21 protein-coding genes and 5 tRNA genes are annotated in these 23715 nt (G+C 62.9%); 8 read left to right on the top strand and 18 right to left on the bottom strand.

Features of this window, described 5'->3' with window-relative positions:
- The 10 genes from H7U37_RS06915 to H7U37_RS06960 form a co-directional block, all read right to left on the bottom strand.
- A partial coding sequence (locus H7U37_RS06915; protein ID WP_204874684.1) for an InlB B-repeat-containing protein occupies positions 1-1402 on the bottom strand: 1402 nt, incomplete at its 3' end.
- Positions 1403-1665: 263 nt separating this feature from the next.
- Positions 1666-3111, bottom strand: a complete 1446-nt coding sequence (locus tag H7U37_RS06920; protein WP_204874686.1) for a helix-turn-helix domain-containing protein — start codon at positions 3109-3111, stop codon at positions 1666-1668.
- 154 nt (positions 3112-3265) lie between these two features.
- Entirely contained in the window at positions 3266-6088 is a 2823-nt protein-coding gene (gene uvrA / locus H7U37_RS06925; protein WP_204874688.1) for an excinuclease ABC subunit UvrA, read from the bottom strand.
- A 30-nt stretch (positions 6089-6118) separates the two neighbouring features.
- On the bottom strand, positions 6119-7132 hold the full coding sequence (locus H7U37_RS06930; protein ID WP_204874690.1) for an aldo/keto reductase: 1014 nt from the start codon (positions 7130-7132) through the stop codon (positions 6119-6121).
- Between the two features lie 52 nt (positions 7133-7184).
- Positions 7185-7916 carry a hypothetical protein gene (locus H7U37_RS06935; protein WP_204874692.1) on the bottom strand — a complete coding sequence of 244 codons (732 nt, stop codon included), beginning with the start codon at positions 7914-7916 and terminating at the stop codon, positions 7185-7187.
- A gap of 21 nt (positions 7917-7937) precedes the next feature.
- Positions 7938-9902 (bottom strand): excinuclease ABC subunit UvrB, encoded by a 1965-nt coding sequence (uvrB, locus tag H7U37_RS06940; protein ID WP_204874694.1) that lies wholly within the window; start codon positions 9900-9902, stop codon positions 7938-7940.
- Between the two features lie 106 nt (positions 9903-10008).
- Positions 10009-10686, bottom strand: a complete 678-nt coding sequence (locus H7U37_RS06945) for a JAB domain-containing protein (protein ID WP_204874695.1) — start codon at positions 10684-10686, stop codon at positions 10009-10011.
- Between the two features lie 21 nt (positions 10687-10707).
- Entirely contained in the window at positions 10708-11382 is a 675-nt protein-coding gene (gene pyrE, locus H7U37_RS06950; protein ID WP_204874697.1) for an orotate phosphoribosyltransferase, read from the bottom strand.
- Positions 11383-11520: 138 nt separating this feature from the next.
- A complete protein-coding gene (gene rd / locus H7U37_RS06955) occupies positions 11521-11679 on the bottom strand; it encodes a rubredoxin (protein ID WP_204874699.1) in 159 nt (52 codons plus the stop codon).
- Between the two features lie 33 nt (positions 11680-11712).
- On the bottom strand, positions 11713-12897 hold the full coding sequence (locus H7U37_RS06960) for an FprA family A-type flavoprotein (protein ID WP_204874702.1): 1185 nt from the start codon (positions 12895-12897) through the stop codon (positions 11713-11715).
- 242 nt (positions 12898-13139) lie between these two features.
- Here H7U37_RS06960 and H7U37_RS06965 point away from each other — a divergent pair, with 242 nt between their 5' ends.
- From H7U37_RS06965 to recO, 8 genes are all read left to right on the top strand, one after another.
- The gene (locus tag H7U37_RS06965; RefSeq protein WP_204874704.1) at positions 13140-14267 is read left to right on the top strand and encodes a cysteine desulfurase family protein; all 1128 of its coding nucleotides are present in this window, start codon (positions 13140-13142) and stop codon (positions 14265-14267) included.
- Between the two features lie 73 nt (positions 14268-14340).
- The gene (locus H7U37_RS06970; protein WP_204874706.1) at positions 14341-14622 is read left to right on the top strand and encodes a YabP/YqfC family sporulation protein; all 282 of its coding nucleotides are present in this window, start codon (positions 14341-14343) and stop codon (positions 14620-14622) included.
- 14 nt (positions 14623-14636) lie between these two features.
- Complete coding sequence (locus H7U37_RS06975) at positions 14637-15845, top strand: sporulation protein YqfD (RefSeq protein WP_204874708.1); 1209 nt, start codon at positions 14637-14639, stop codon at positions 15843-15845.
- A 39-nt stretch (positions 15846-15884) separates the two neighbouring features.
- Positions 15885-16859: a PhoH family protein gene (locus H7U37_RS06980; protein WP_204874710.1), complete on the top strand. Its 975-nt coding sequence runs from the start codon at positions 15885-15887 to the stop codon at positions 16857-16859.
- A gap of 16 nt (positions 16860-16875) precedes the next feature.
- Positions 16876-17373 (top strand): rRNA maturation RNase YbeY, encoded by a 498-nt coding sequence (gene ybeY / locus H7U37_RS06985; protein ID WP_204874712.1) that lies wholly within the window; start codon positions 16876-16878, stop codon positions 17371-17373.
- A gap of 17 nt (positions 17374-17390) precedes the next feature.
- Complete coding sequence (locus tag H7U37_RS06990) at positions 17391-17753, top strand: DUF559 domain-containing protein (RefSeq protein WP_204874714.1); 363 nt, start codon at positions 17391-17393, stop codon at positions 17751-17753.
- Positions 17754-17967: 214 nt separating this feature from the next.
- A complete protein-coding gene (era, locus tag H7U37_RS06995) occupies positions 17968-18864 on the top strand; it encodes a GTPase Era (protein ID WP_204874715.1) in 897 nt (298 codons plus the stop codon).
- A gap of 15 nt (positions 18865-18879) precedes the next feature.
- Positions 18880-19632 (top strand): DNA repair protein RecO, encoded by a 753-nt coding sequence (gene recO / locus H7U37_RS07000; RefSeq protein WP_204874717.1) that lies wholly within the window; start codon positions 18880-18882, stop codon positions 19630-19632.
- A gap of 42 nt (positions 19633-19674) precedes the next feature.
- Here the strand turns inward: recO and H7U37_RS07005 are convergent, their stop codons facing one another.
- The 8 genes from H7U37_RS07005 to H7U37_RS07040 form a co-directional block, all read right to left on the bottom strand.
- Positions 19675-21315 (bottom strand): recombinase family protein, encoded by a 1641-nt coding sequence (locus H7U37_RS07005; protein WP_204874719.1) that lies wholly within the window; start codon positions 21313-21315, stop codon positions 19675-19677.
- A complete protein-coding gene (locus H7U37_RS07010; protein ID WP_204874721.1) occupies positions 21312-21521 on the bottom strand; it encodes a hypothetical protein in 210 nt (69 codons plus the stop codon). Before H7U37_RS07010 ends, H7U37_RS07005 begins: the two co-directional genes overlap by 4 nt.
- 111 nt (positions 21522-21632) lie before the next feature.
- Positions 21633-21705: transfer RNA gene (locus tag H7U37_RS07015), tRNA-Lys, on the bottom strand.
- Between the two features lie 9 nt (positions 21706-21714).
- A tRNA-Gln gene (locus H7U37_RS07020) sits at positions 21715-21789 on the bottom strand.
- A 70-nt stretch (positions 21790-21859) separates the two neighbouring features.
- Positions 21860-21936, bottom strand: a tRNA-His gene (locus H7U37_RS07025).
- A 19-nt stretch (positions 21937-21955) separates the two neighbouring features.
- A tRNA-Arg gene (locus tag H7U37_RS07030) sits at positions 21956-22032 on the bottom strand.
- A gap of 3 nt (positions 22033-22035) precedes the next feature.
- Positions 22036-22109 (bottom strand) — tRNA-Gly (locus H7U37_RS07035).
- 131 nt (positions 22110-22240) lie between these two features.
- Positions 22241-23614: an MATE family efflux transporter gene (locus H7U37_RS07040; RefSeq protein ID WP_204874723.1), complete on the bottom strand. Its 1374-nt coding sequence runs from the start codon at positions 23612-23614 to the stop codon at positions 22241-22243.
- Positions 23615-23715: the final 101 nt, after the last annotated feature.

Genomic DNA, 23715 nt, shown 5'->3' on the forward strand with positions numbered 1-23715 from the left:
CATACCAGCCGTTGAAGGTAAAGCTGCCGTGTACAGGGTCGGCGGGCTTGGCCACGGTGCCGTTTTCGGCCACGGACTGGCTGTCCACGGAGGAGCCGCCGTTGGTCTCGAAGGATACGGTGTAGTAGGTGATCTCCGGCTCGTTCTCCTGCCAACCCGCGTAGAGGGTCAGGTCGGAGGTCACGGCCTGGCTGAAATCATAGGGGATTTCCAGCGCCTGGTCGGCGTACCAGCCGTCGAAGGTAAAGCCGTCGCGGACGGGGTCGGCGGGCTTGGCCACGGTACCGTTTTCGGCCACGGACTGGCTGTCCACGGGAGTGCCGCCGTTGGTCTCAAAGGTGACGGTGTAAGTGACCACCGGCTGGGAGGCCTCCTCCACGGTGACGCTGGCGGCGGTCAGATCGGCGGCCAGGATATTGCCCATGGTGGAGATCAGCAGGGGTTCCTGCCCCACATGAATGGCGTATGTATCGGGCGCGGTGTCGGCGGCCACGGCGAAGGTGGCGGTAAAGAGCGCCGGGGTCCCGGCAGGCAGGCCGGTGTCAAAGCTGTTGGCGTCATAGAGGACGGTGCAGCGGGTCTCGCCCGGGGCCTGATAGTAGGTCACGGCGCCGTCGATGCCGTCGGCGGGCTGGAGGCCGGTGCAGGAGAAGCCCTCCGGGTAGGTCAGCTCCAGCTGCATGAGGTACACAGGCTCGGAGAGGGCTTCCAGTCCGCTCAGCGTCAGGGGGACCTGGAAGGTGCCGCCCTGCTGGACGGTTCCGTCATAGTCCAGCGTGAGGCCCAGACGCTCCTGGGGCGCGGTGTAGGGCTGGCCGTAGCCGTAGGCCTCCATGATGCAGGGCCAGTTTCTGGGGGTGGCGCAGTTGAGATAGATGCGCACATAGCGGCACACCACGCCGCCCAGATCCTCGTCCACCGTCCAGATCATCTCGGCGTTGTCGCTCCGGTCGATGACGATGTCGTCGGCGGTGATGTCCTCCGACTGGGAGACGGCGATCTGATATTTGTAGATAGCGCCGTTGGTTTCGATGCTGTTGTTCTTATCCTCCAGGATAAAGTAGATCCGGTCCAGGGTGTAGAGCCCGCCCAGGTCGATCTGGAGCCAGTGGGCCCCCACGGAGGGGTCCTGCTGCTGGGAGCTGCTGGGGGCGGCGCACCACTTGGTGCCGGTCTCGTCGCCGTCCAGGGCGTTTTCCGGCGGATTGGCGGACTGATGGCTGCTGGCGGTGGCGGACTTGCCCAGGAAGATGTTTTCCCCCTGCTCCGCGGTCACCACTGGTACGGTGTCCGACGCCTCCGGGCGCTCCTCCGCGTGAACGGTCAGACCGCCGGCACACAGCGTGACCGACAAAGCCGCGGCAAGCGCAAGAGAAAGGGGCTGTTTCCATACATGTTTCATAGTGATCTCCTTTCCTTTGATGGGTCCCCGGTCTGGACCTCTGCCCGTGCAGAGCCGCCCAACCTGATTCATAAAAAATGTTTTACTTTGAAATTTAGTATACTGCCCTGTAAGAGTATGTGTCAATTCCATGGCAGAACAATTTTGAACCGGTGGTTTTGTGCATAACCACCATAAATAAAAAAATAATTTACAAAAGATAGGCAAAAAGGAAGCCAATACCCATTGGGTATTGGCTTTTTCTATGCTGCGGTACAATTTATTTACTGATATTCACTTAACAACGCGGCCACCTGGCGGGCGCTTTCGACGGGGGAGAGGGTGTAGCGGCTGTCCAGGATGGAGTCAAAGTAATCGGTCAGGGCCGCGGCGATCATAGGCTCCTGGACGCTCACCGAGATCAGGCCCTGCCGGGGATGACAGAGGATGAGCTCCGCCCGGGAGAGATTCTGGCGGCACAGGCACTTGAGGGAGGGGGAGAAGAGCAGCCGGTCGGTGCGGCAAAGGCGCAGGCCCACCTCCACGCCCTCTTCGGCGGAAAGGAGGGAGAGCAGACGGCGCACCAAAAAGAGCCGGTCCTCCATGGGCAGGGGGGAAATGGTATCCACGGGGAATTCCAGCAGCAGACCGCTGTCCAAAAAGGCGCGTATTCCCTCCAGGGAGGTGAAATAGCAGGTGCTCTCCCGGTTGGGCGCGGGCAGAGAGGAGAGGTAGTTGAGGAAATCCTCCATGGCCTGGCTTCTGTCCGGCAGATTTTGCTTCAGCAGATGGCCACACAGCCCGCCGGTGAGGAGGGGGAGGCCAAAGAAGGTGTGGGAGAGGAGAAAAGTATGGTCCACCTCGTCGCCGGCGGCTGGGGGCGCGAAATAGGATTGCAGGGCAGGGAGCTTCGGGGTGACCATGGAGAGGGGATAGCAATTTTGAAAACAGTCGGAAAAGCGGCGGTCCAGCACCTGGTAGGAATCGGAGCCCCGGGGGAAGCAGAGGGCGCTGCAATAGTCGGGACTCATCAGCAGGGCAAAGCCGGAGGTTAAAAGCAGATTGGGGAAAAGGGAGAGCCGGCCGAACAGGGTGTCGTGGTCGCCGTAGAAGTAATAGGCGTGGTAGTGGAAGGTGGAAAAGAGCGTGGGAATCAGGGGGGAGAAGATGTCCACGTTGCGGTATTCCATCTCGGCCCGGTTGTCAAAGCACAGGATGTGGTTGACCGTGAGAGAGGGAAAGGCCAGGGTAAAGGAGCGGAGGAGCCGCAGGGGGAAGGCCTCCTTCAGGCCGGGCTGGGCCAGCAGACGGACCACGCCGCCGGTGCGCTGGGCCTCCTGGGTCAGGATCTGCAAGGTGACGCCCTCCACCTGGAGCCGGCCGTCACAGCTGGCCGGGAGAGCCTGGGCCGGGACGGCGGGCAGGGTCTCCTTGGCGTCGGTGGGGAAGCGGATCTCCTCCAGCATCCGGCGTACCGACTGCCGGCGGTGATAGACGTCCGGCCCCACCCGGGTGATGTCGTACTGGATGCGCAGGTCCTCCTGTTCCTCCGGCGTGAGGGAGAGCAGCTGGCCCAAACGCTCCACCGTCTGGAGCTTTGCGGGGAAGCGCTTGCCGGTGGTGATGCGGTGGAGGAAGGAATACTCGATCCCGGACAGGCGGGAGAGCTCGCTGGTGGACATTTTCCGGCGGTCCATATGGGCCTTTAAGCACTCGGAAAAGCTGGACATAGGACAAAACCTCCCTGCGCCGTTGGGCGCGTAGCATGGCATCGGGTGTGTGTTTGTTCGCTGTGTCCATCATACCAGAGAAAAGGGCCTGTGGATAGGAATGGAAGGGGGAATTTGGTGTCATATTCCATGTCATAACCGCCGGTCAGACCGGTCAGAGCATCCGGCGCAGGTATTGGCCGGTATAGGAGGCCTCACACCGGGCCACCGCCTCGGGGGTGCCGGTGCAGACCACCCGGCCGCCGGCGTCGCCTCCCTCGGGCCCCAGGTCGATGATATGGTCGGCGGTTTTGATGACGTCCAGATTGTGCTCGATGACCACCACCGTGTTGCCCAGGTCCACCAGACGCTGGAGCACCTCAATGAGCTTATGCACGTCGGCGGTGTGGAGGCCGGTGGTGGGCTCGTCCAGGATATAGATGGTGGAGCCGGTGGAGCGCTTGGAGAGCTCGGTGGCCAGCTTGACCCGCTGGGCCTCGCCGCCGGACAGAGTGGTGGAGGGCTGTCCCAGCTTCACATAGCCCAGGCCCACCTCGCAGAGGGTCTGCACCTTGTTGTACAGCTTGGGGAGAGGCTCGAAGAAGGGCAGCGCCTCCTCGGCGGTCATCTCCAGGACCTCATAGATGTTCTTGCCCTTATACCGCACCTCCAGGGTCTCCCGGTTGTAGCGCTTCCCCTTGCACACCTCGCAGGGGACGTAGATGTCGGGCAGGAAGTGCATCTCGATCTTGATGAGGCCGTCGCCGGAGCAGGCCTCGCACCGTCCGCCCCGGACGTTGAAGGAGAACCGGCCGGGGCCGTAGCCTCTGGCCTTGGCGTCGGGGGTGGCGGCGAAGAGCTCTCGGATGTCGTTGAAAAGGCCGGTATAGGTGGCGGGGTTGGAGCGGGGGGTCCGGCCGATGGGGGACTGGTCGATGTTGATGACCTTGTCCAAAAATTCCTCTCCCTCCAGCGTCCTGTGGGCGCCGGCCCGGGTCTTGGCCCGGTTCAGGTCGGCGGCCAGACGTTTATAGAGAATTTCATTCACCAGGGACGATTTTCCACTGCCCGACACTCCGGTGACGCAGGTAAAGGTACCCAGGGGAATGGACACGTCCACGTTTTGCAGGTTGTGCTCCGAGGCCCCCCGGACAGTGAGAAACCGTCCGTTGCCCGGGCGGCGCTGGGCGGGCACGGGGATTTTCTTCCGGCCCGAGAGGTAATCGCCGGTAATGGAGCCGGGGGTGTCCATTACCTCCTGAGCGGTGCCGCAGGCCACCACCTGGCCGCCGTGGACCCCTGCGCCGGGGCCGATGTCCACGATATAGTCGGCGGCGCGCATGGTGTCCTCGTCGTGCTCCACCACCAAAAGGGTGTTGCCCAGGTCCCGCAGGTGCTTGAGGGTGTCCAGCAGCTTATCGTTGTCCCGCTGGTGGAGGCCGATGGAGGGCTCGTCCAGGATGTAGAGCACCCCCATGAGGGAGGAGCCGATCTGGGTGGCCAGGCGGATGCGCTGGCTCTCGCCGCCGGAGAGGGTGGCCGCCGAGCGGGAGAGGGTGAGGTACTGGAGGCCCACGCTCTGGAGGAAGCCCAGCCGGTTTTTGATTTCTTTGAGAATGCGTTCCGCAATGCGCATTTTCTGTTCGCTGAGGGTGAGGGTGTCCAGAAAGGCCAGGGCGTCGGTGACGCTCAGGTCGCAGAAGCGGTCGATGGAGATGCCGCCCACGGTGACGGCCAGGGCCTCCTTGCGCAGCCGCCGGCCGCCGCAGTCGGGACAGGGCCGGTCGCTCATGCAGTCCTCCAGATCGCGGCGCATGGCGTCGCTCTGGGTCTCCCGGTATCGCCGCTCCAGGTTGGGGATGATGCCCTCAAAGGGCTGCGTCAGGGTGCCCCGGCCGTTCTCCCGCTCATAGCTCAGCTGCAATTTCTCCCCCTTGGTGCCGTAGAGGATCACCTCGATCACCTGGGCGGGCAGGTCCTTGACGGGAGTGGTGAGGGAAAAGCCGTATTTTTTCGCCAAAGCCTCAAAATACATCCGGGAGATGGAGTCATTTTTCACGTTGTTCCACCCGGAGGCGCACACCGCCCCCTCCAGAAGGGACAGGTCCTTGTTGGGGATGATGAGGTCGGGGTCCACCTTCCGCTGGGCCCCCAGGCCGGTACAGGTGGGGCAGGCGCCGAAGGGATTGTTAAAGGAGAACATGCGGGGCGTTAACTCCTCGATGGAGATGCCGCAGTCCTCGCAGGCGTAGTTCTGGGAAAAGAGCAGGTCCCGGTCCTCTCCCACCAGGTTGACCACCACCAGACCGCCGGCCAGGCCCGCGGCCACCTCCACGCTGTCGGTGAGGCGGCGGGCGATGTCGGGCCGGATGACCAGCCGGTCCACCACCACCTCCACGCTGTGCTTTTTGTTCTTGTCCAGCGGGATGTCCTCCGAGAGGTCGTAGAGGGAGCCGTCCACCCGCACCCGCACATAGCCGGATTTCCGGGCGTCATCAAAGATTTTTTGATGGGTGCCCTTTTTGCCCCGCACCACCGGGGCCATGACCTGGATACGAGTGGCCTCGGGGAGGGCCAGAAGCTGGTCGATGATCTGGTCGATGGTCTGCTGCTGGATCTCCTTGCCGCACTTGGGGCAGTGGGGGGTGCCCACCCGGGCCCAGAGGAGGCGGAGGTAGTCATAGATCTCGGTCACCGTGCCCACGGTGGAGCGGGGGTTTTTGGAGGTGGTTTTCTGGTCGATGGAGATGGCGGGGGAGAGGCCGTCGATGTAGTCCACGTCCGGCTTTTCCATCTGGCCCAAAAACATCCGGGCGTAGGAGGAGAGGGACTCCACATAGCGGCGCTGGCCCTCGGCGTAGATGGTGTCGAAGGCCAGGGAGGACTTCCCGCTGCCCGAGAGGCCGGTGAGGACCACCAGCTTGTCCCGGGGGATGGCCACGTCGATGTTTTTGAGATTATTCTCCCGCGCGCCTTTTACATAGATATGGTCGAGCATAGAAGGCGGACTCCTTTGCGTTTCAGGGTATCAGAACCCGAACTCACTGGCCACGCCGGCCAGCATCTTGCGGATGGGCAGCTCATAGGGGCAGCGGCTCTCGCACACGCCGCAGCCGATGCACTCGCCGGCGTGGTGGGCCAGGGACTGATAGCGGCTCACCGCCCAGTCGCTCAGGCCGTACTTGCGGCGGTAGTTGACCATGAGGAAGTTGGAGGAGATGTCGATGCCCACGGTGCAGGGGGCGCAGTAGCCGCAGCGGCGGCAGAACTGGCTGCCCAGCTCCTTGCGGATGGCGTCGCACTGGACCAGCTCCTGGGCGGTGAGGGGGGAGAGGCCGTCGGCGGCGTCGGCGTTGCGCTGGACCTCCTCCACCGAGCCCATGCCGGGGATGGACACGTCGATCACCCCGGCGGCGGCGATGAACCGGAGGGCCAGGTTCCAGTCGTCCAGATTGCCGCCGGCCATGGGCTTCATAGCGATGGTGCCGATGCCCTTTTCCCGGGCGGCGGCCAGGATGTCGTGGCCCTGGGTCTCCACGATGTTGTAGGGGAACATAACCGTTTCGATCTTGTCGCCGTATTCCTCCACCAGGCGGCGGAGCACGTCGGCGCTGTGGGCGGTGGCGCCGATGTGGCGGATCTTGCCGGCGGCCTTGGCGGCGCACAGGGCTTCATAAGCCCCGCCGGGGCCAAAGACGGTCTGGATGTCCTTTTCGGGCAGGTTGTGGATCTGGTAGAGGTCGATGTAGTCGGTGCGCAGGTTGGAAAGGCTGATGCCGATGTCCCGGGTCATGGATTCCGCGTCCCGGCTCATGCTCTTGGTGGCCAGGATGAACTTGTCCCGCCGGCCCTCCAGGGCCACGCCCAGATACTCCTCCGAGACGGTATAGCCCCGGGCGGTGTCGATGAAGTTGATGCCCCGGGCCTCCAGGGCGTCCACCACGGCCATGGTGTTGGCCGCGTCGGAGCGCTGGATGGGGATGCCGCCGAAGGAGACCTGAGAGACCTTCAGTCCAGTGTTGCCAAGAGAGACGTAATTCATAATCAAAAACCTCGATTCTATCTTTCTATGGGTTGGATGACAAGAAAATTCGCTATGTCAGGTGGGAAAGGCCGGACAGATAGAGGATCAGGGCGGACAGTCCCAAGACAAAGCAGGCCATCCAATAGCGGAACAGATACCACTCGGAGGGCCGGGCGTTGTCCGCGTCGGCCACATACCAGGCGGCGTTGTGGCGAAAAAGGGCCTTGTCAAAGAGAACGGCCAATACGCCCAGGACCACCAGGAAGGAAGCGCACCCGTACAAGAGCCAGTCGCCCCGGTGGGAGAGGGTGGGGCCCAGAGCCAGACGAACGACCGTCTCCAGGGACGGCGCCTGGGGAGGCGCCCCCGTCCAGGTGTAGGAGAGGGAGGGGACCACTTCTCCGCTTTCGTCCAGGAGCAGACCGGCGTTCCCATCAGAGGATAAGAGGGCGCCCCGGAAGAGGACCTGTCCGTCCAGGGAGACTTCCACGCCGGTCCTCTCCTCCTCGGGGGAGGCGGTGGGGTCTTTCCGGACCAGATAAGGCCCGTAGGTCTCATCGCCCTGCCGGAAGGTCACCGCGCCCTGGTCAGTGACGGTAAAGGACGCCCCTTCCCCGCCGATTTTTCCGGCATATATGTCGGCCGTTTCCTCCCGCCGGTACAGCAGGAGGCTGCCCTGATAGGCAAAGCCCTTTTGGGAGGACACGATGGGATAGGCCACGGTTGCGGCCAGAAAGAGAATGGCATAATAGAGCAAAAACCGCCGTTTGAAGGCGGAAAGCTGATTCCAACGGCCCAGCATGGCAACCCCTCCCGTTTCCTTTTACTCGCCCCGCAGCCGGATGATCCGGTCCCGGAGCACGGCGGCGTATTCGAACTCCAGACGCTTGGAGGCGTCCAGCATCTCCTTTTCCAGCTTCTTGATGGCGGCCTCCTTTTCGGCCCGGGTGAGCTTGCCGGAGCGCTTGGCCTTGCGGTCGTCCTCGGCGTCCTGGGACAGCTCCAGCAGATCCCGCACCCCTTTGCGCACCGTCTTGGGGACGATGCCGTGGGCCTGGTTGTAGGCGTCCTGTTTGGCTCTTCTCCGTTCGGTCTCATCCATGGCCCGGCGCATGGAGGGGGTGACGGTGTCGGCGTAGAGGATGACCAGGCCGTCGGCGTTGCGGGCCGCCCGGCCGATGGTCTGGATGAGGGAGGTTTCGGAGCGCAGAAACCCCTCCTTGTCGGCGTCCAGAATGGCCACCAGGGAGACTTCCGGCAGGTCCAAACCCTCGCGCAGGAGGTTGATGCCCACCAGCACGTCGAAGGTGCCCAGACGCAGGTCCCGGATGATCTCAGTGCGCTCCAGGGTGTCCACCCCGTGGTGCATATACCGCACCTTGATGCCCACCCCCTGGAGGTAGGTGGTGAGATCCTCCGCCATTTTCTTGGTGAGGGTGGTGACCAGTACCCGCTCCTTGCGCTCGATGCGCTGGTGGATCTCGCCGATCAGGTCGTCGATCTGGCCGTTCACCGGCCGGACCTCCACCCTGGGGTCCAAAAGACCGGTGGGCCGGATGACCTGCTCCACGATCTGACCCGACCGGGTGCGCTCGTACTCGCCGGGGGTGGCGGAGACGTAGATCACCTGGTTCACCCGCTGCTCAAATTCCTCGAATTTCAGGGGGCGGTTATCATAGGCGCAGGGCAGTCGGAAGCCGTAATCCACCAGGGTGGTCTTGCGGGCGCGGTCGCCGTTGTACATGGCCCGCACCTGGGGGAGGGTGACGTGGCTCTCGTCGATAAAAAGGAGGAAATCTTTGGGGAAGTAGTCCAGCAGGGTCATGGGGGGCGAACCCACCGGCCGGCCGGCGATGACCCGGGAGTAGTTTTCGATGCCGTTGCAGTAGCCCAGCTCCTGCATCATCTCGATGTCATACATCACCCGCTGCTTGAGGCGCTGGGCCTCCACCAGCTGGTCGTTCTGCTGGAACCAGGCCACCCGCTCCTCCATCTCCTTATAAATCTCCTGGACGGCGGCGTCCATCTTCTCCTTGGGGGTGATATAGTGGCTGGCCGGCCAGATGGGGATGTGGTTGAGCCGGCGGATGGGGGCGCCGGTGACCACGTTGACCTCGGTGATACGGTCGATCTCGTCGCCGAAGAACTCCACCCGGATGGCGGCGTCCTTCCAGTAGGCGGGAAAGACCTCCACCGTGTCTCCCCGGACCCGGAACATATTGCGCTCAAAGGCGATGTCGTTGCGCTCATAGCGGTCCTCCACCAGGCGGCGGAGGAGTTCATCCCGCTCCATGGTGGCCCCCACCCGGAGGGAGATCATCATGTTCTGGAAATCCTCCGGCTCGCCCAGGCCGTAGATGCAGGACACCGACGAGACCACGATCACGTCCCGCCGCTCCAAAAGGGCGCAGGTGGCGGAGAGACGCAGCCGGTCGATCTCCTCGTTGGTGGCGGCGTCCTTTTCGATATAGGTGTCGGTATGGGGAATATAGGCCTCGGGCTGGTAGTAGTCGTAGTAGGAGACGAAATACTCCACGGCGTTGTCGGGGAAAAACTCCTTGAACTCGGCGCACAGCTGGGCGGCCAGGGTCTTATTGTGGGCCAGCACCAGGGTGGGGCGCTGGACGGCCTCGATGGTTTTGGCCATGGTAAAGGTCTTGCCCGAGCCGGTGACCCCCAGCAGGGTCTGCTCGGACAGGCCCATCTCCACCCCCCGGGCCAGGGCCGCGATGGCCGACGGCTGGTCGCCGGCGGGCTGATAGTCGCTTACCACGTGAAATTCCGGCATAAATACACCTCCCGATGGACAAAGGATAAAAGAGCCGCGAGGCGACGTGACTTCACATCTCCCCACGGCACGTGCAGATTGATTATACCAGAACAAATGTTTTTATTCAATCCTTTTCCCAAAATCCGCTCTCCCGCATGGAGACGGCGTCGTCGTCGCAGAAGATCAGGTGGTCGGAAAGCTCGATGTGGACCAGCCGCAGCAGCTCCCGCACCCCGTTGGTGGCCAGTTTGTCCTCCGGCGAGGGCAGCGCCAGGCCGCTGACGTGGTTGTGGGCCAGGATAACCTTGGAAGCGTTGAGGGAGAGAACGGCCTCCATCAGCTGGCGGTAGAGAATGGGTGCCATGTCCATGATTCCCTCGCTGAGCGGACGGATGCCCAGCAGGCGTCCCTTTCCGTCGGTACACAGCACATAGACCTTTTCCTGGCGTGCGCCGAAAAAGTAGGGGCGCAGCGCGGCCACCGCCTTAACGGTGGAGTCGATGATGCTGTCCGAATCGGTGCGGGAGACGAGGTAACGGCCTGCCATCTCCTTGACGCACTTGAGCAGGGTGACGGTGTGGAGGCCGACGCCGGGTGTTTTCATCAGTTCATCCGGAGCGGCGTCCAGCACGCCGGACAGGGAACCGAACCGTTCCAGCAGGGCGTGGGCCATGGGATTGGTGTCTGATCTGGGGTTGGCGTAAAAGAGGAGCAGCTCCAAAACCTTATGGTCGGGAAAGGAGGCGGGGCGCTGGAGGAATTCGGTTTTCAGTCTGGCTCTGTGGCCGTCGTGGATACCCAACAGACCCCGCCTCCTTTTTTCTCAGGCCTTGGCGCCGTACTGGGCCAGATAGGCCTCCATTTTGCCCTTCATCTCATCGTCGATATAGACCTTGCCGTCAATCTCCCGGTTGTGAAGGAAGGCAATGATTTCCCTGACGGTGACGATGGGGTAGACGGCGATGCCGTAGTCCTCCCGCAGCTCGTCCAGGGTGGAGCAGTCCTTGGTGCCCCGCTCCATCCGGTCCACCGACACGATCAGGGCCTTCATGTGGACGGGGGCCACCTGCTTGAAGAGCTCGATGGTCTCCCGCACGGCGGTGCCGGCGGTGACCACGTCCTCCACGATGACCACGTCGTCCCCTTCCTGTGGCTTGTAGCCCACCATGGAGCCGCCCTCGCCGTGGTCCTTGGCCTCCTTGCGGTTGAAGCAGTAGGGGAGGTCCCGCTGGTAGTTGCGATAGAGGGAGGCGGCGGCGGTGACGGCCAGGGGGATGCCCTTATAGGCGGGGCCGAAGAGACAGGTCACGCCGTCGGGGAGGTTGTCCTGGATGCAGGCGGCGTAATAGTCGCCCAGCTGGGCGGCCTGCGCGCCGGTCTTATAGTTGCCGGTGTTGATGAAATAGGGGGTTTTGCGGCCCGACTTGGTGGTGAAGTCACCGAAGGTGAGCACGCCGGAGCGGACCATAAACGTGATAAATTCTTCCTTATAAGTCATAAAACTTCCGCCTCTCTGAAATTGTTCCTAGATGCAGGGTTATTATACCACCCGGCGGGACGCTAGGCAAGGCCGAGGAAAGCAAAAGCGGGACCTGAGCGCAGGCAGCGCACAGGTCCCGCCGGAAGGGCACAAAAATCAGACCTTGGAGAAAATGTCCTTGCCCAGGCCGCACAGGGGGCAGGTCCAATCGTCGGGCAGGGCCTCAAAGGGGGTGCCGGGGGCGATGCCGTGATCGGGGTCGCCCACAGCGGGGTCGTAGACATAGCCGCAGGCGTCGCAAACGAACTGATCCATGAAAAAATCCTCCTGAAAATAAGGGTTACGAAATTACTTGCACAGGGCCGCCACACTGCGGGCGTAGTCGGCCATGGCCTTCTTGTCGTCCTCGGTGGGGGTGAAGGTCACGCGGAAGGGGGCCTCGGGGACGGCGTACTTGAGCTGAGACAGGCGGGTGTGGAGCATCCCGGTGGCCTCGCCGCTCCAGCCGAAGGAGCCGAATGCGCCGGCGGCCTTGCCCTTGACGTTGATGGCGTCGATGGAGGTCACCACGTCCCAGATGCCCTTGGGGGCGTCCCGGTTGATGGTGGGAGCGCCCACCAGCAGCACGTCGGCCTCGTTGGCGGCGGCCGCGCAGGCGGGCAGCCCGGCGGCGACCAGATCCAGGCAGGTGACGTTGAGCCCGTCGGCCTTCAGGGCCTCGGCGGCGGCTTCCGCCAGGGCCTTGGTGCAGCCGTAGGCGGAGGCGTAGATCACCGCCGCGTCCTTGACGGCCTTGGGGGCCACGGTGCTCAGGCGGCGATACTCCTCCTTGGCCCACTGGAGGCGCTCCACCAGCACGGGGCCGTGGCTGGGGCAGACCATATCGGCCTCGGCGGGCAGCAGGTTGAGGCCCTTGAGCACGAAGGGCTTGAAGGGGGAGAAGATGCCGCCGTAGTAGTTATAGAACTCGCCCTCATAGGCGGCATTGTCGTGGATGTTCTTGTCCAGCATGGTGGGCTCGCAGAAGTGGCAGCCCAGGAAGTCGCAGGTGAAGGCGATCTTGTCCGCCGGGTCCCAGGTGAACATGGAGTCGGCCCAGTGGAGCATGGGGGCGGGGATGAACTCCAGCACCTTGCCGCCCAGATCCAGGGTGTCGCCGGCCTTGACGATCTGGATGGGGAGCGCACGGTTGGCCACGTCCTCCATGTGCTTCTTGCCGGCGGCGGTGGCGAAGATCTTCAGATTGGGGCAGCGCTCCATCAGCATCGCCACACTGCCGGAGTGGTCGGGCTCGTTGTGGTTCATGATGAGGTAGTCGATCTGCTCCAGGGGAAGGACAGAGGTAATGTTGTCCACATATTCTTCGAAATATTCGGCGTGGACGGTCTCAATCAGGACATTTTTCTCACCGGTCACCAGATAGGCATTGTAGGAAGTGCCGTACTTGGCCTCCATGACAATATCGAACACACGCAGGGCAGGATTCAGGACGCCCACAGACCAGACGCCCTCGCGAAGCTGAATGGCGCTCATTATTATTCATACCTTCTTTCTAGGTGTTTTGACAGGAATAAGTATAGAACGAATGAGGCCAACTGTCAAGCGTTGGATTGGGACAATATCCTACTATTTTAATAGATAATAAAGAGGGGGATTTGTCGGCTTTTACCAGAGCGGGAAGGCCCTTGACTTTGGGGTGGGGCAGGCATAGAATAAAAAAAGTTTTCGGCCGCTTTCCGGCCGTTCCCGCAATTTCCCGAAGGAGGTTTTCACCCATGCCCATCTATCTGGACAACGCCGCCACCACCCAGGTCTGTCCCGCGGCGGCGAAGGCGGCGCTGGCCGTCATGACCGAGGACTTTGGCAATCCGTCGGCCCGCTATCCCCTGGGACAGGACGCCGCCCGGCGGTTGGAGGCGGACCGGGCGGCGGTGGCCGAAGCGCTGGGGTGCCGGCCGTCGGAATTGTATTTCACCTCCTGCGGCACCGAGGGGGACAACTGGGCCATCCGGGCCGCCGTCCGCCACGGCCGCAGAAGGGGAAAGCACATCATCACCACCGCCGTGGAGCACGCCGCCGTGCTGGAGCCCCTCAAGGACCTGGAGCAGCAGGGCTATACCGTGACCCGGCTCAAATGCGGCCGCGACGGGCGGGTCTCGCCGGAGGACCTGCGGGCCGCTCTGCGGGAGGACACGGTGCTGGTGTCCATGATGCTGGTCAACAACGAGACGGGGGTCATCCAGCCGGTGGAGGCGTGCTGCCGCATGGTGAAGGAATACAGCCCCGACATTCTCTTTCACACCGACGCGGTCCAGGGCTTTTTGAAGGTGCCCTTCACTCCGGCGGAGCTGGGGGTGGATCTGCTGACCGTCAGCGGCCACAAGGTCCGCGCCCCCAAGGGGATCGGCGGGCAGTATATCAGGGAGGGCCTGAAGCTGGAGCCGCTGCTCCGGGGAGGCGGACAGGAAAAGACGCTGCGGTCCGGCACCGAGCCCACCGCCCAGATTGCCGCCCTGGCCGCCGCCTGCCGGGCGTGGAAGGGGGAGGCGGACCGGGCGCGGATGAGGGCCGTCAAGGAGGCGACTCTGGAGCGGCTGACCGCCCAGGTCCCCGGTCTGGAGATCGTCAGCCGGGGGGACGCCCCCCATATCTGCGCCGTCTCGCTGCCCGGCTACCCCAGCGAAATGCTGGTCCGGGCCCTGGCCGACCAGGGCATCTGCGTCTCCTCCGGTTCGGCCTGCCACAAGGGCAAGCCCAGCCACGTCTTTGCGGCCATGGGACTGCCCAAGCGGACCCTGATGGGGGTGCTGCGCATCTCCTTCTCGCCGGAGAGCACCGAGGCCGAGGGCGGCGCCCTGGCTCAGGCGCTGGCGGAGATCCGCGCCGCCCGCATGGGACTTTGAAAAACCGCCTGACCGGGACAGGCAAGACACGCCCTCCGCCCGCATACAGTATGTGGGACAGGAGGGCTTTGTCATGGAGAAACGCCGCAAACCCAATCAACTGCTGGCACGCACCGCCCGGGAGCTGGATCTGCCCGCCGATCTGGTGGCGGGGCTGCCCAAGGTGGAGCTGGTGGGCAATCACGAGCTGCGTATGTCCAATCACCGGGGCATCCTCTCCTACGGCAGCGAGGAGATCCATATTTCCGCCGGCGGCTTTCTGCTGCGGGTACGGGGAGAGGGTCTGGAGCTGCGCGCCATGACGGTGGGCGATCTGCTCATCACGGGCGTGATCCGGGGCGTGGATGTGGACTGAGAGGGCGTTTTGTTATGGGGAAAACCATCAATTTTTTTCGGGGCAGTGTGACGCTGGACATCACCGCGCCCTTTCCCGAGCGGGTGCTCAATCTCTGCGCCCAGCGGGGGATCCTCTTTTGGGGGGTGGCCTGGCTGGAGGGAGGCGTGCTCCGGCTGACGGTGCCCCGCCGTCAGGCGGCCGCCCTGCGCCGGCTGGCGGAGGACATCGGCGGCCGGGCGGAGGAGCAGGGAAGGCGGGGCTTGCCGGACTTTTTGCTGAAGTTCAAGCGGCGGTACGCCCTGTGGGTGGGGCTGGCCCTGTCGGTGCTGGCGGTGACGGTGCTGTCCCAGTTCGTGCTGGTGGTGGAGGTGACGGGCAACGAGCGCATCACCACCGCCGAGCTGCGGACCGCCCTGGCCCGGTACGGCGTGGGGGTGGGGGCCTTCGGCCTGACGCTGGACACCGCCAAGGCGGAGCAGCAGATGCTGGTGGAGCTTAAGGAGCTGTCCTGGATCGGCATTAACCTCTACGGCATCCGGGCCAAGGTCCAGGTGCGGGAGCGGACCGCCCCGCCGGAGGTGGTGGACCGGACCGTCACCGGCGACATCGTGGCCGAGGCGCCGGGGGTCATCACCGACCTCTCCGTGTACATGGGGGACCGGAAGTGTGCCGAGGGCCAGCCGGTGGCGGAGGGAGACGTGCTCATCAGCGGCAGCGTGCTGCTGGAGGGGCCCTTGTACAGCGAGCAGGATGTGGGCTGGATGGAGGTGCGGGCCCAGGGGGTGATCGAGGCCGACACCTGGCGGACGCTGAGCGCCGCCATTCCCCTGACCGCCCAGGTCAAGCGCTGCACCGGCGAGACGGAGTGGCGGCTCTTTGCCGAGGTGCTGGGCCGGCGGGTTGATTTTTTCGGAAACAGTGGAATTTATGCGGAACAGTATGATAAAATAAGCGAGACATGGACGGCGGCGCTGCCCGACGGGACCGCCCTGCCCCTGACGGTGGGACGGCAGATTTTGCGGGCCTATACCCTGGAAGAGGTCTCCGTGGATGTGGAACAGGCGGACGCCATGGTCCGGGACCAGCTGCTCCGGCGGCTGGAGGGACTTTTGGGGGAGGACGGCACGGTTTTGAGCACGGAATACACCTCCGTGGTGGGGGAGGACGTTCTGACCGTCACTCTGCGGGCCGCCTGCCACGAGGAGATCGGCCGTTTCGTGCCCTACGAGACCAACAAATGAACCTGCCTTCCGGCGGGCGGAGGAGAGAAGTATTGACCCATGACAGAACAGATCATCAGCATTGAACGCATGGAGGACGCCGTCGCCATCTTCGGCTCCTTTGACGAGAATATCCGCATCATTGAGCGGGAGCTGGGGGTCACGGTAGTGAACCGGGATTCCCAGCTGAAGATTTCCGGCGACGGGGAGGCGGTGCTCCACGCCGGCAAGGCGGTCAACGCCCTTTTGGACCTGGCGGCCAAGGGGGAGGCCATCAACGAACAGAACGTGCGCTACATCATCAACGTGGTGCGGGCGGGCAACGAGGACAAGATCGGCATGCTGGCCAAGGACGTGCTGTGCGTCACCGCCAAGGGAAAGCCCATCAAGCCCAAGACCCTGGGACAAAAGCGCTATGTGGAGGCGGTGAAGAAAAACACCGTCACCCTGGGGGTGGGACCCGCCGGCACCGGCAAGACCTATCTGGCGGTGGCGGCGGCGGTGGCGGCCTTCCGGGCCAAGGAGGTCAACCGCATCATCCTCACCCGTCCGGCGGTGGAGGCCGGCGAGCGGCTGGGCTTTCTGCCCGGCGATTTGCAGTCCAAGGTAGACCCCTACCTCCGGCCCCTGTACGACGCCCTTTTCGATATGCTGGGGCCGGAAAATTACCAAAAGTATGTGGAGCGGGGCAACATTGAGGTAGCCCCCCTGGCCTATATGCGCGGGCGCACCCTGGACGATTCCTTTATCATTCTGGACGAGGCCCAGAACACCAGCCGGGAGCAGATGAAGATGTTCCTCACCCGCCTGGGCTTCGGCTCCAAGATCGTCATTACCGGCGATATCACCCAGATCGACCTGCCCACCGACAAGGTTTCCGGCCTGAAGGAGGCCATGCGGGTCCTCAAGGGGGTGGAGGACATCGCCATCTGCCGCCTGGGGGAGGCCGACGTGGTGCGCCACGTGATCGTGCAGCGCATCATCAAGGCATACGAGGAGGACGAAAACCGCCGGAACGCGGCCAAGAACCGCTGAAAAGGGAGGAGCAGCGATGGAGCATCAGATCATCCTGGAGAGCGACGTGGAGGACGTGGAGACCTTTGCCGAGGAATTGCGCCGGGTGATCCCCGCCGCCCTGGAGGCGGAAGGGGTGGGGCTGCCCTGCGAGGTGGACGTGCTGTTCACCGATGACGAGGGCATCCACCAGATCAATCTGGAGCAGCGGGGAGTGGACCGGGCCACCGATGTGCTCTCCTTCCCCATGTTTGAATTCACCCCCGGGCAGCCGCCCGCGGCGGAGGACGCCGAGCTGCTGGACCCGGGGAGCGGTCTTTTGCCTCTGGGGGATATGGTGCTGTCGGTGGACCATATCCGGGTCCAGGCGGAGGAGTACGGCCACAGCCGGCGGCGGGAGCTCTGCTATCTGGCGGTCCACTCGGTGCTCCATCTGCTGGGCTACGACCACCTGGACGAGGGTCCCATGAAGCGCCAGATGCGGGAGCGGGAAGAGGCCATCCTGAACGAACTGGGCATCACCCGGGAGATATAAAAAAGAGGTGGCACACTGTGTCATTGCCCTATGATGGAGGTCTGATTGCGCGGGCACGGAAACTGCGCAAAGAGCAGACGCAGTGGGAAAGAAAACTGTGGTATGATTTTTTGCGAAATTTACCCGTTCGGTTTCAGCGTCAGAAGGCAATAGGGACATATATTGTGGACTTTTATTGCCACAAGGCGGCGCTGGTAATAGAGCTGGACGGCGGACAGCACAGCGAGCCGGAGCAGCAGGACTATGACCGGCGGCGCACCGATTATCTGGAAAGCCTGGGGCTGGAGGTCCTTCGTTTTTCCAACCTGGATATATCGCAAAATTTTGATGGGGTATGTCAGGTCATTGTATGCTGCCTCAAAAAAAGGCTCCCTCCTTGAGGGAGCTGTCAGCGCAGCTGACTGAGGGAGGAGGCTCCCTCCTTGAGGGAGCTGTCAGCGCAGCTGACTGAGGGAGGAGGCTCCCTCCTTGAGGGAGCTGTCAGCGCAGCTGACTGAGGGAGTATTCCTTAATACCAGGTACTCCCTCCGCCCCTTCGGGGCACCTCCCTCAGAGAGGGAGGCAAAAATTGCTCAAGAAAGTTGAGGACAACCTATGGAAATCAAAAGATCCGGCATGATCGCCATTGTGGGCCGGCCCAATGTGGGCAAGTCCACCCTGACCAACGCGCTGGTGGGGGAGAAAATCGCCATCGTGACCAACAAGCCCCAGACCACCCGCAACCGCATCTGCGCCGTGGTCAACCGGAAGGACTGCCAGTTCGTCTTTATGGACACCCCCGGCCTCCACAAGGCCCGCACCAAGCTGGGGGATTATATGGTCAACGTGGTGAAGGAGAGCGTGGCCGACGTGGACGCGGTGTTGCTGCTGGTGGAGCCCATCCCCCACATCGGCGGCCCGGAGGCGGAGCTCATTGCCCGCATCAAGAGTCTGAACGTCCCGGCGGTGCTGGTCATCAACAAGATCGACACGGTGGAAAAAGAGGCTCTGCTGGCCGTCATGGACACCTACGCCCAGGCCCACACCTTCAACGCCATCCTGCCCATCTCGGCCAAAAACAGCGAGGGGGTGGAGGAGCTGCTGGAGCTGCTGGCCAACTTCATGCCCGAAGGCCCCCAGCTCTTCCCGGAGGACATGGTCACCGACCAGCCGGAGCGGCAGGTGTGCGCCGAGATTTTACGGGAAAAGCTCCTCCTCTGTCTGGACAAGGAGATCCCCCACGGCACCGCCGTGGAACTGGTCCGCTTTGCAGAGCGGGAGCGGGACGAGGTCATCGAGGTGGACGCCACCATTTACTGCGAAAAGGTCAGCCACAAGGGGATCATCATCGGCAAGGGCGGGGCCATGCTGAAAAAAATTTCCACCCTGGCCCGCAAGGACATGGAGCGCTTCATGGGCGCCAAGGTCTATTTGCAGACCTGGGTGAAGGTGAAGGAAAACTGGCGGGATAACGTGAATCTCATCCAGAATTTCGGCTACAAAGACCAGTAAAAGGAGGAAGGCGCGGTGCTCAGCATCACCCGGGGCCTGGTGCTGCGGGAAGTGGGCTACAAGGAGAGCGACAAGATCCTCACAGTGCTCACGGCGGACGGCGGCAGGCAGACCGTCCGGGCCAGAGGCTGCCGCCGGAAGGGAAGCCCCCTGGCGGCGGGGGCCCAGCTGCTGGTCTACTCCGAGCTGACCCTCTTTTCCTACAAGGACCGCTACACCCTCAACGCCGCCGAGCCGCTGGAGCTCTTTTGGGGGGTGCGGCAGGACGTGGAGAAGCTGGCCCTGGGCTCCTACTTTGCCGAGGTGATGGAGACGGTCTGCGAGGAAAACGTCCCCGCCCAGCCGCTGCTCTCCCATATCCTGAACGGACTTTACGCCCTGGACAAGCTGCCCCGTCCGCTGTCCCTCATCAAGGGGGCCTTTGAGCTCAAGCTGATGAGCCTCATCGGCTACGAACCCCTGCTGGAGGGGTGCCTCCGCTGCGGGGCGGCGGAGCCGCAGGACGCCCGCTTTCTGCTGCTGGAGGGTCAGCTGCGCTGCGGCCGGTGCCGGACCGGCGGAGAGGGGCGGAGCATTCCGGTGTCTCCGGCGGTGCTGGCGGCCATGCGCCATGTGGTGTGGGGAGACCCGAAGCGCCTTTACTCCTTCGCCCTGGGGGAACGGGAATTGGGACAGTTTGCCCGGGTGTGCGAGGCCTTTCTGCTCACCCAGCTGGAGCGGAATTTTCACACCCTGTCCTTTTATCATCAGCTCACCGGGCAGCCCTAGAAGAACATACAAAAAAGAGGTTAGGAACCCGTGTTTGGGCGCCTAACCTCTTTCGTTTGTGTGGTCCGGCTCCGACGGCGAAGCCTGTTCCAGGGTGGACAGCAGCTCGGTGATATCCCCCCGCAGCTCGATGGTCATGACCTTGTCCTCGTCCACCAGAATGCGGTGGAGAAGGAAGCCGATGTCCTGGCGGGAGAAATGGGGCAGATCCAGAAGGCGCTGGAATTGGTCCAGCACCAGGTCCAGGCTTTTTTTCAGGCCGCTGCGCCGTTCCAGCTCGCCGGTGAGGAGGGCCTCCTGTTCCTTGAGGGCGTCCAGGCGCTGGTGGTATTCCTCCTCCAGGGCGTCGAAGGCGGCGTGGATCTCCTCTTCCCGGTTGGGAAAGCGGATGACCTGCCGGATGCGCTCCTTGGTGCTCTGCTGCAATTCGGCGGAAAGTGTCTGGCGGGTGTGGGCCAGCTCCTCCAGCCGCTGGGAGAGGGAGGCCCGGCGCTGGGCGCTTTGCAGCTCGTCCAGCCGGGCCAGGGAGCGGCGCATCCCGTCCCGCACCACCCGGAGGTAGTGGCGGACGTTGGCGTCGATGTCGGCTTCCCGGACGTGGTGGGAGGTACAGCCCTTCAGACCCCGGCGGTGGTAGGCGCCGCACAGGTAGCCGGAGGGGCGGTTGGGGTAGGAGATGCCGAACATAGGGCTGCCGCAGTCGGCGCAGAAGAGGAAGCCGGTATAGGTGTGGGGGTATTTGCGCACTCCCCGATAGCGGGTGGAGGTGCGGTGGCGGAGCTGGTGCTGCACCTGTTCAAAGAGGTCCTTGGAGAGGATGGGGGGGTGATGGTCGGGGAAGCAGAGCTGTTCTCCCTCGGGGACCCGGCGGTCGGTTTTGTGGATGCCCCGCCGCCGCCACTGGCCCTGCCGGAGGGTGCCGATGTAGAAATCGTTGCCGATGATGTTGGCCACGGAGTTGCTGTTCCACACCTCGGAGGCTCTGGCCTTGACCCGGGAGGCGTCCCGGCCCTGGTGTTCCAGCCGCTTGGCCTGGAGCTGGAGGCCGGTGGGATAGCCGTGCTCGGTGAGGTGGGCGGCAATTTTGCGGTAGCCCCAGCCCTCCAGGTAGAGCCGGTAGATGAGGCGCACCACCTCGGCGCCTTCCGGGTCCACGCACAGTTCCCCCTTGCGCACCGGGTCCAGGTAGTAGCCATAGGGCGCCGAACAGATCCAGGCCCCTTTGGCCTGTCTGGACTGGATGACGGCCCGGACCTTTTTGCTGGTGTCGGTCACCGGCATTTCGTTCATGAGGAAGCGGAACTGGATGTTGAGCCAGTCGTCCCGGGTGGGGTAATCCACCCCGTCGCCGATGGAGATGATGCGCACCCCCTCGTCCCGCAGCACCTCCAGCTCGTAGAGCCCCAGGGAGTTGCGGCGGGAGAAGCGGGAGAAATCCTTGACGATGAGGATGTCGTAGGTCCCGGCCCGGAGGGCGGCGCGGAGGCGGCAGTAGCCCTCCCGCTGGTCGAAGGTATAGCCGGAGCGGTCCCGGTCTGTAAAGAAGGTGAGGGGGCTTTCGGGGAAGGTGCGGCGGACGTAGTCCCGGATCATGTCCTTTTGGTTTTCGATGGAGGTGTTTTCCTGATCCGCTTCCTCATCCACGGAGATGCGGCAGTAGCCGGCGATGACGGGCGGGTTCATACCAGGGAATCCTGCCGCCGGAGAAGGGCGGTGACGTGGGGGAGGAGGGGCTCCTGACCGCCGGCGTAGACGCACACCTGATAGCCCTGGGCGCGATAGCTCCGGCAGGTCTGCTGGAAGGCCGGGTCGGCGCGGCAGCGGGCGGACTCCTGGTGGGACAGCCAGATGCGGCACTGCTTTTGGACGGGATCGGGACAGATCTTCATGGCGATAAGGACCTCCTTTTTCCCTTAGCATTGCCGCCCCGCCGCCGTTTTAACCTGACGCGGGGATAAAAAAATCCCGGAAGTCCTGGTTTACAGGACTTCCGGGAAGAGTGACCCGTCGGGGATTCGAACCCCGGACCCACTGCTTAAAAGGCAGTTGCTCTGCCGACTGAGCTAACGAGTCAGATAAAAATGGCTGGGATGGCTGGACTCGAACCAGCGAGTGCGGGAGTCAAAGTCCCGTGCCTTACCACTTGGCTACACCCCAATATCAGGGAAGAAAGCTCAAAAGCGAAGGCCCGGAGCGGATGCTCCGGGCCTTCCGCCTTGAGATTTTATGGGGTGGGTAATGGGACTCGAACCCACGACCCTCGGAACCACAATCCGATGCTCTAACCAACTGAGCTACACCCACCATAGAACCAACACGGAAATGGCACGCCTGAAGGGACTCGAACCCCTGACCCACTGCTTAGAAGGCAGTTGCTCTATCCACCTGAGCTACAGGCGCGTATGGAGCGGGTGATGGGAATCGAACCCACGCGACCAGCTTGGAAGGCTGGGATTCTACCATTGAACTACACCCGCATGGGCTGCGTACGTCTTACCGATGTCAGCTTGCTTAGTATAGCACGGGCAAACGGAGTTGTCAAGGGAAAAAATAAAAAAAGTTCGACGGCATCCGGCAGGGGAGCCGGACGCCGCCGAAGGACGGAAGTTTAATTTTGGGCGGGGCCCTCCAGGGGCTCCACCACCTGCCGGAAGATATGCCGCAGGAAGAGGAGACACAGGACCAGGGCCACCACCTCGGCGATGGGGAAGGACCACCACACCAGGTCCAGCTGACCGGAGAGGGAGAGGAGCCAAGCCGCCGGCAGCAGGACCACCAGCTGGCGGACGATGGAAATGACCATGCTCAAAAAGCCATTGCCCAGGGCCTGGAAGGTGGAGGAGGCGATGACGCTGAACCCGGCCAGCAGGAAGCTCCAGCTGATGGTGCGCAGGGCGGGCACGCCGATGGACAGCATGTAGTCCGACGCCTTGAAAAGCCCCAGAATCTGGGCGGGCAGCAGCTGGATGATGAGCAGCCCCACCAGCATGATGAGCATAGCGAAAAAGACGCACACCTTGACGGTATCCTTGAGGCGCTTTTTCTTCCGTGCCCCGTAGTTGTAGGCCACAATGGGCACCATGCCGTTGTTGAGGCCAAAGACCGGCATAAAGACAAAGCTCTGCACCTTAATATAAATGCCCAGCACTGCCGTTGCGGTGGAGGAGAAGGCGATGAGGATCTGATTCATGCCGAAGGTCATCACCGAGCTGATGGAGTTCATGATGATGGAGGGAACGCCCACGGTGTAGATCCGGCGGATGATGTCCCCGTTGGGGCGGAAGTTCCGGAAGGAGAGCTGCAAGTCGTGGTTCATCCGGGCGTTGAGGAAGAGGGCCAGCATAGAGGACATGATCTGACCGATGACGGTGGCCGCCGCCGCGCCGGCCACGCCCATTTCGGGGAAGGGACCCAGGCCAAAGATCAGTACCGGGTCCAGGATGATATTGATGATGGCGCCCAGGCCCTGGGTAAACATGGTCTGAAGGGTGCGGCCGGTGGCCTGGAGCAGCCGCTCCATGGTGATCTCCACGAAAATACCAAAGGAGAGGGTGGAGCAGATGGTGAGATAGATGGTGCCGGCCTCAATGATGGCCGTATTGTCGGTCTGAAAGACGAAGTAAGCTCTGGAGACGGTAAAGCCCAGGACCAGAAAAACCAGATAGCTGAGAATGGTCAAAAAGATGGCGTTTTCCGCCGTCCGGTTGGCGGTCTCAAAATTTTTCTCGCCCAGGCTGCGGGAGAGCAGGGCGTTCACGCCCACGGCGGTGCCCACCGCCACGGCGATCATCAGGTTTTGATAGGGAAAGGCCAGGGAGACGGCGGTGAGGGCATCCTCGCTGATCTGGGCCACAAAGATGCTGTCCACCACGTTATAAAGGGCCTGGATGAGCATGGAGACCATGATGGGCAGGGACATGGAGAGCACCAGGGGCCCCACCGGCATGGTCCCCATTTTATTTTCGGGGATCGCTTCTGACATGACAAACAAACCTCCTCGGCAAAGATAAATGGCTGTCCATCTATTGTAGCGAAATCGGGACCGTTCGTCAATTCTCCCCAAACGGATTTTCAGAAACGGCG

This window comes from Pseudoflavonifractor phocaeensis (assembly GCF_016901735.1).
GTDB lineage: Bacteria > Bacillota > Clostridia > Oscillospirales > Oscillospiraceae > Pseudoflavonifractor_A.

Coding starts and splice junctions, on each gene's coding strand:
- H7U37_RS07040 (WP_204874723.1), bottom strand. CDS start 23,614: ATGTCAGAAGCGATCCCCGAAAATAAAATGGGGACCATGCCGGTGGGG.
- H7U37_RS07005 (WP_204874719.1), bottom strand. CDS start 21,315: ATGAACCCGCCCGTCATCGCCGGCTACTGCCGCATCTCCGTGGATGAG.
- pyrE (WP_204874697.1), bottom strand. CDS start 11,382: ATGACTTATAAGGAAGAATTTATCACGTTTATGGTCCGCTCCGGCGTG.
- era (WP_204874715.1), top strand. CDS start 17,968: ATGGAAATCAAAAGATCCGGCATGATCGCCATTGTGGGCCGGCCCAAT.
- H7U37_RS06930 (WP_204874690.1), bottom strand. CDS start 7,132: ATGAATTACGTCTCTCTTGGCAACACTGGACTGAAGGTCTCTCAGGTC.
- H7U37_RS06965 (WP_204874704.1), top strand. CDS start 13,140: ATGCCCATCTATCTGGACAACGCCGCCACCACCCAGGTCTGTCCCGCG.
- H7U37_RS06975 (WP_204874708.1), top strand. CDS start 14,637: ATGGGGAAAACCATCAATTTTTTTCGGGGCAGTGTGACGCTGGACATC.
- rd (WP_204874699.1), bottom strand. CDS start 11,679: ATGGATCAGTTCGTTTGCGACGCCTGCGGCTATGTCTACGACCCCGCT.
- H7U37_RS06935 (WP_204874692.1), bottom strand. CDS start 7,916: ATGCTGGGCCGTTGGAATCAGCTTTCCGCCTTCAAACGGCGGTTTTTG.
- H7U37_RS06980 (WP_204874710.1), top strand. CDS start 15,885: ATGACAGAACAGATCATCAGCATTGAACGCATGGAGGACGCCGTCGCC.
- H7U37_RS06970 (WP_204874706.1), top strand. CDS start 14,341: ATGGAGAAACGCCGCAAACCCAATCAACTGCTGGCACGCACCGCCCGG.
- H7U37_RS07010 (WP_204874721.1), bottom strand. CDS start 21,521: ATGAAGATCTGTCCCGATCCCGTCCAAAAGCAGTGCCGCATCTGGCTG.
- H7U37_RS06960 (WP_204874702.1), bottom strand. CDS start 12,897: ATGAGCGCCATTCAGCTTCGCGAGGGCGTCTGGTCTGTGGGCGTCCTG.
- ybeY (WP_204874712.1), top strand. CDS start 16,876: ATGGAGCATCAGATCATCCTGGAGAGCGACGTGGAGGACGTGGAGACC.
- uvrB (WP_204874694.1), bottom strand. CDS start 9,902: ATGCCGGAATTTCACGTGGTAAGCGACTATCAGCCCGCCGGCGACCAG.
- uvrA (WP_204874688.1), bottom strand. CDS start 6,088: ATGCTCGACCATATCTATGTAAAAGGCGCGCGGGAGAATAATCTCAAA.
- H7U37_RS06920 (WP_204874686.1), bottom strand. CDS start 3,111: ATGTCCAGCTTTTCCGAGTGCTTAAAGGCCCATATGGACCGCCGGAAA.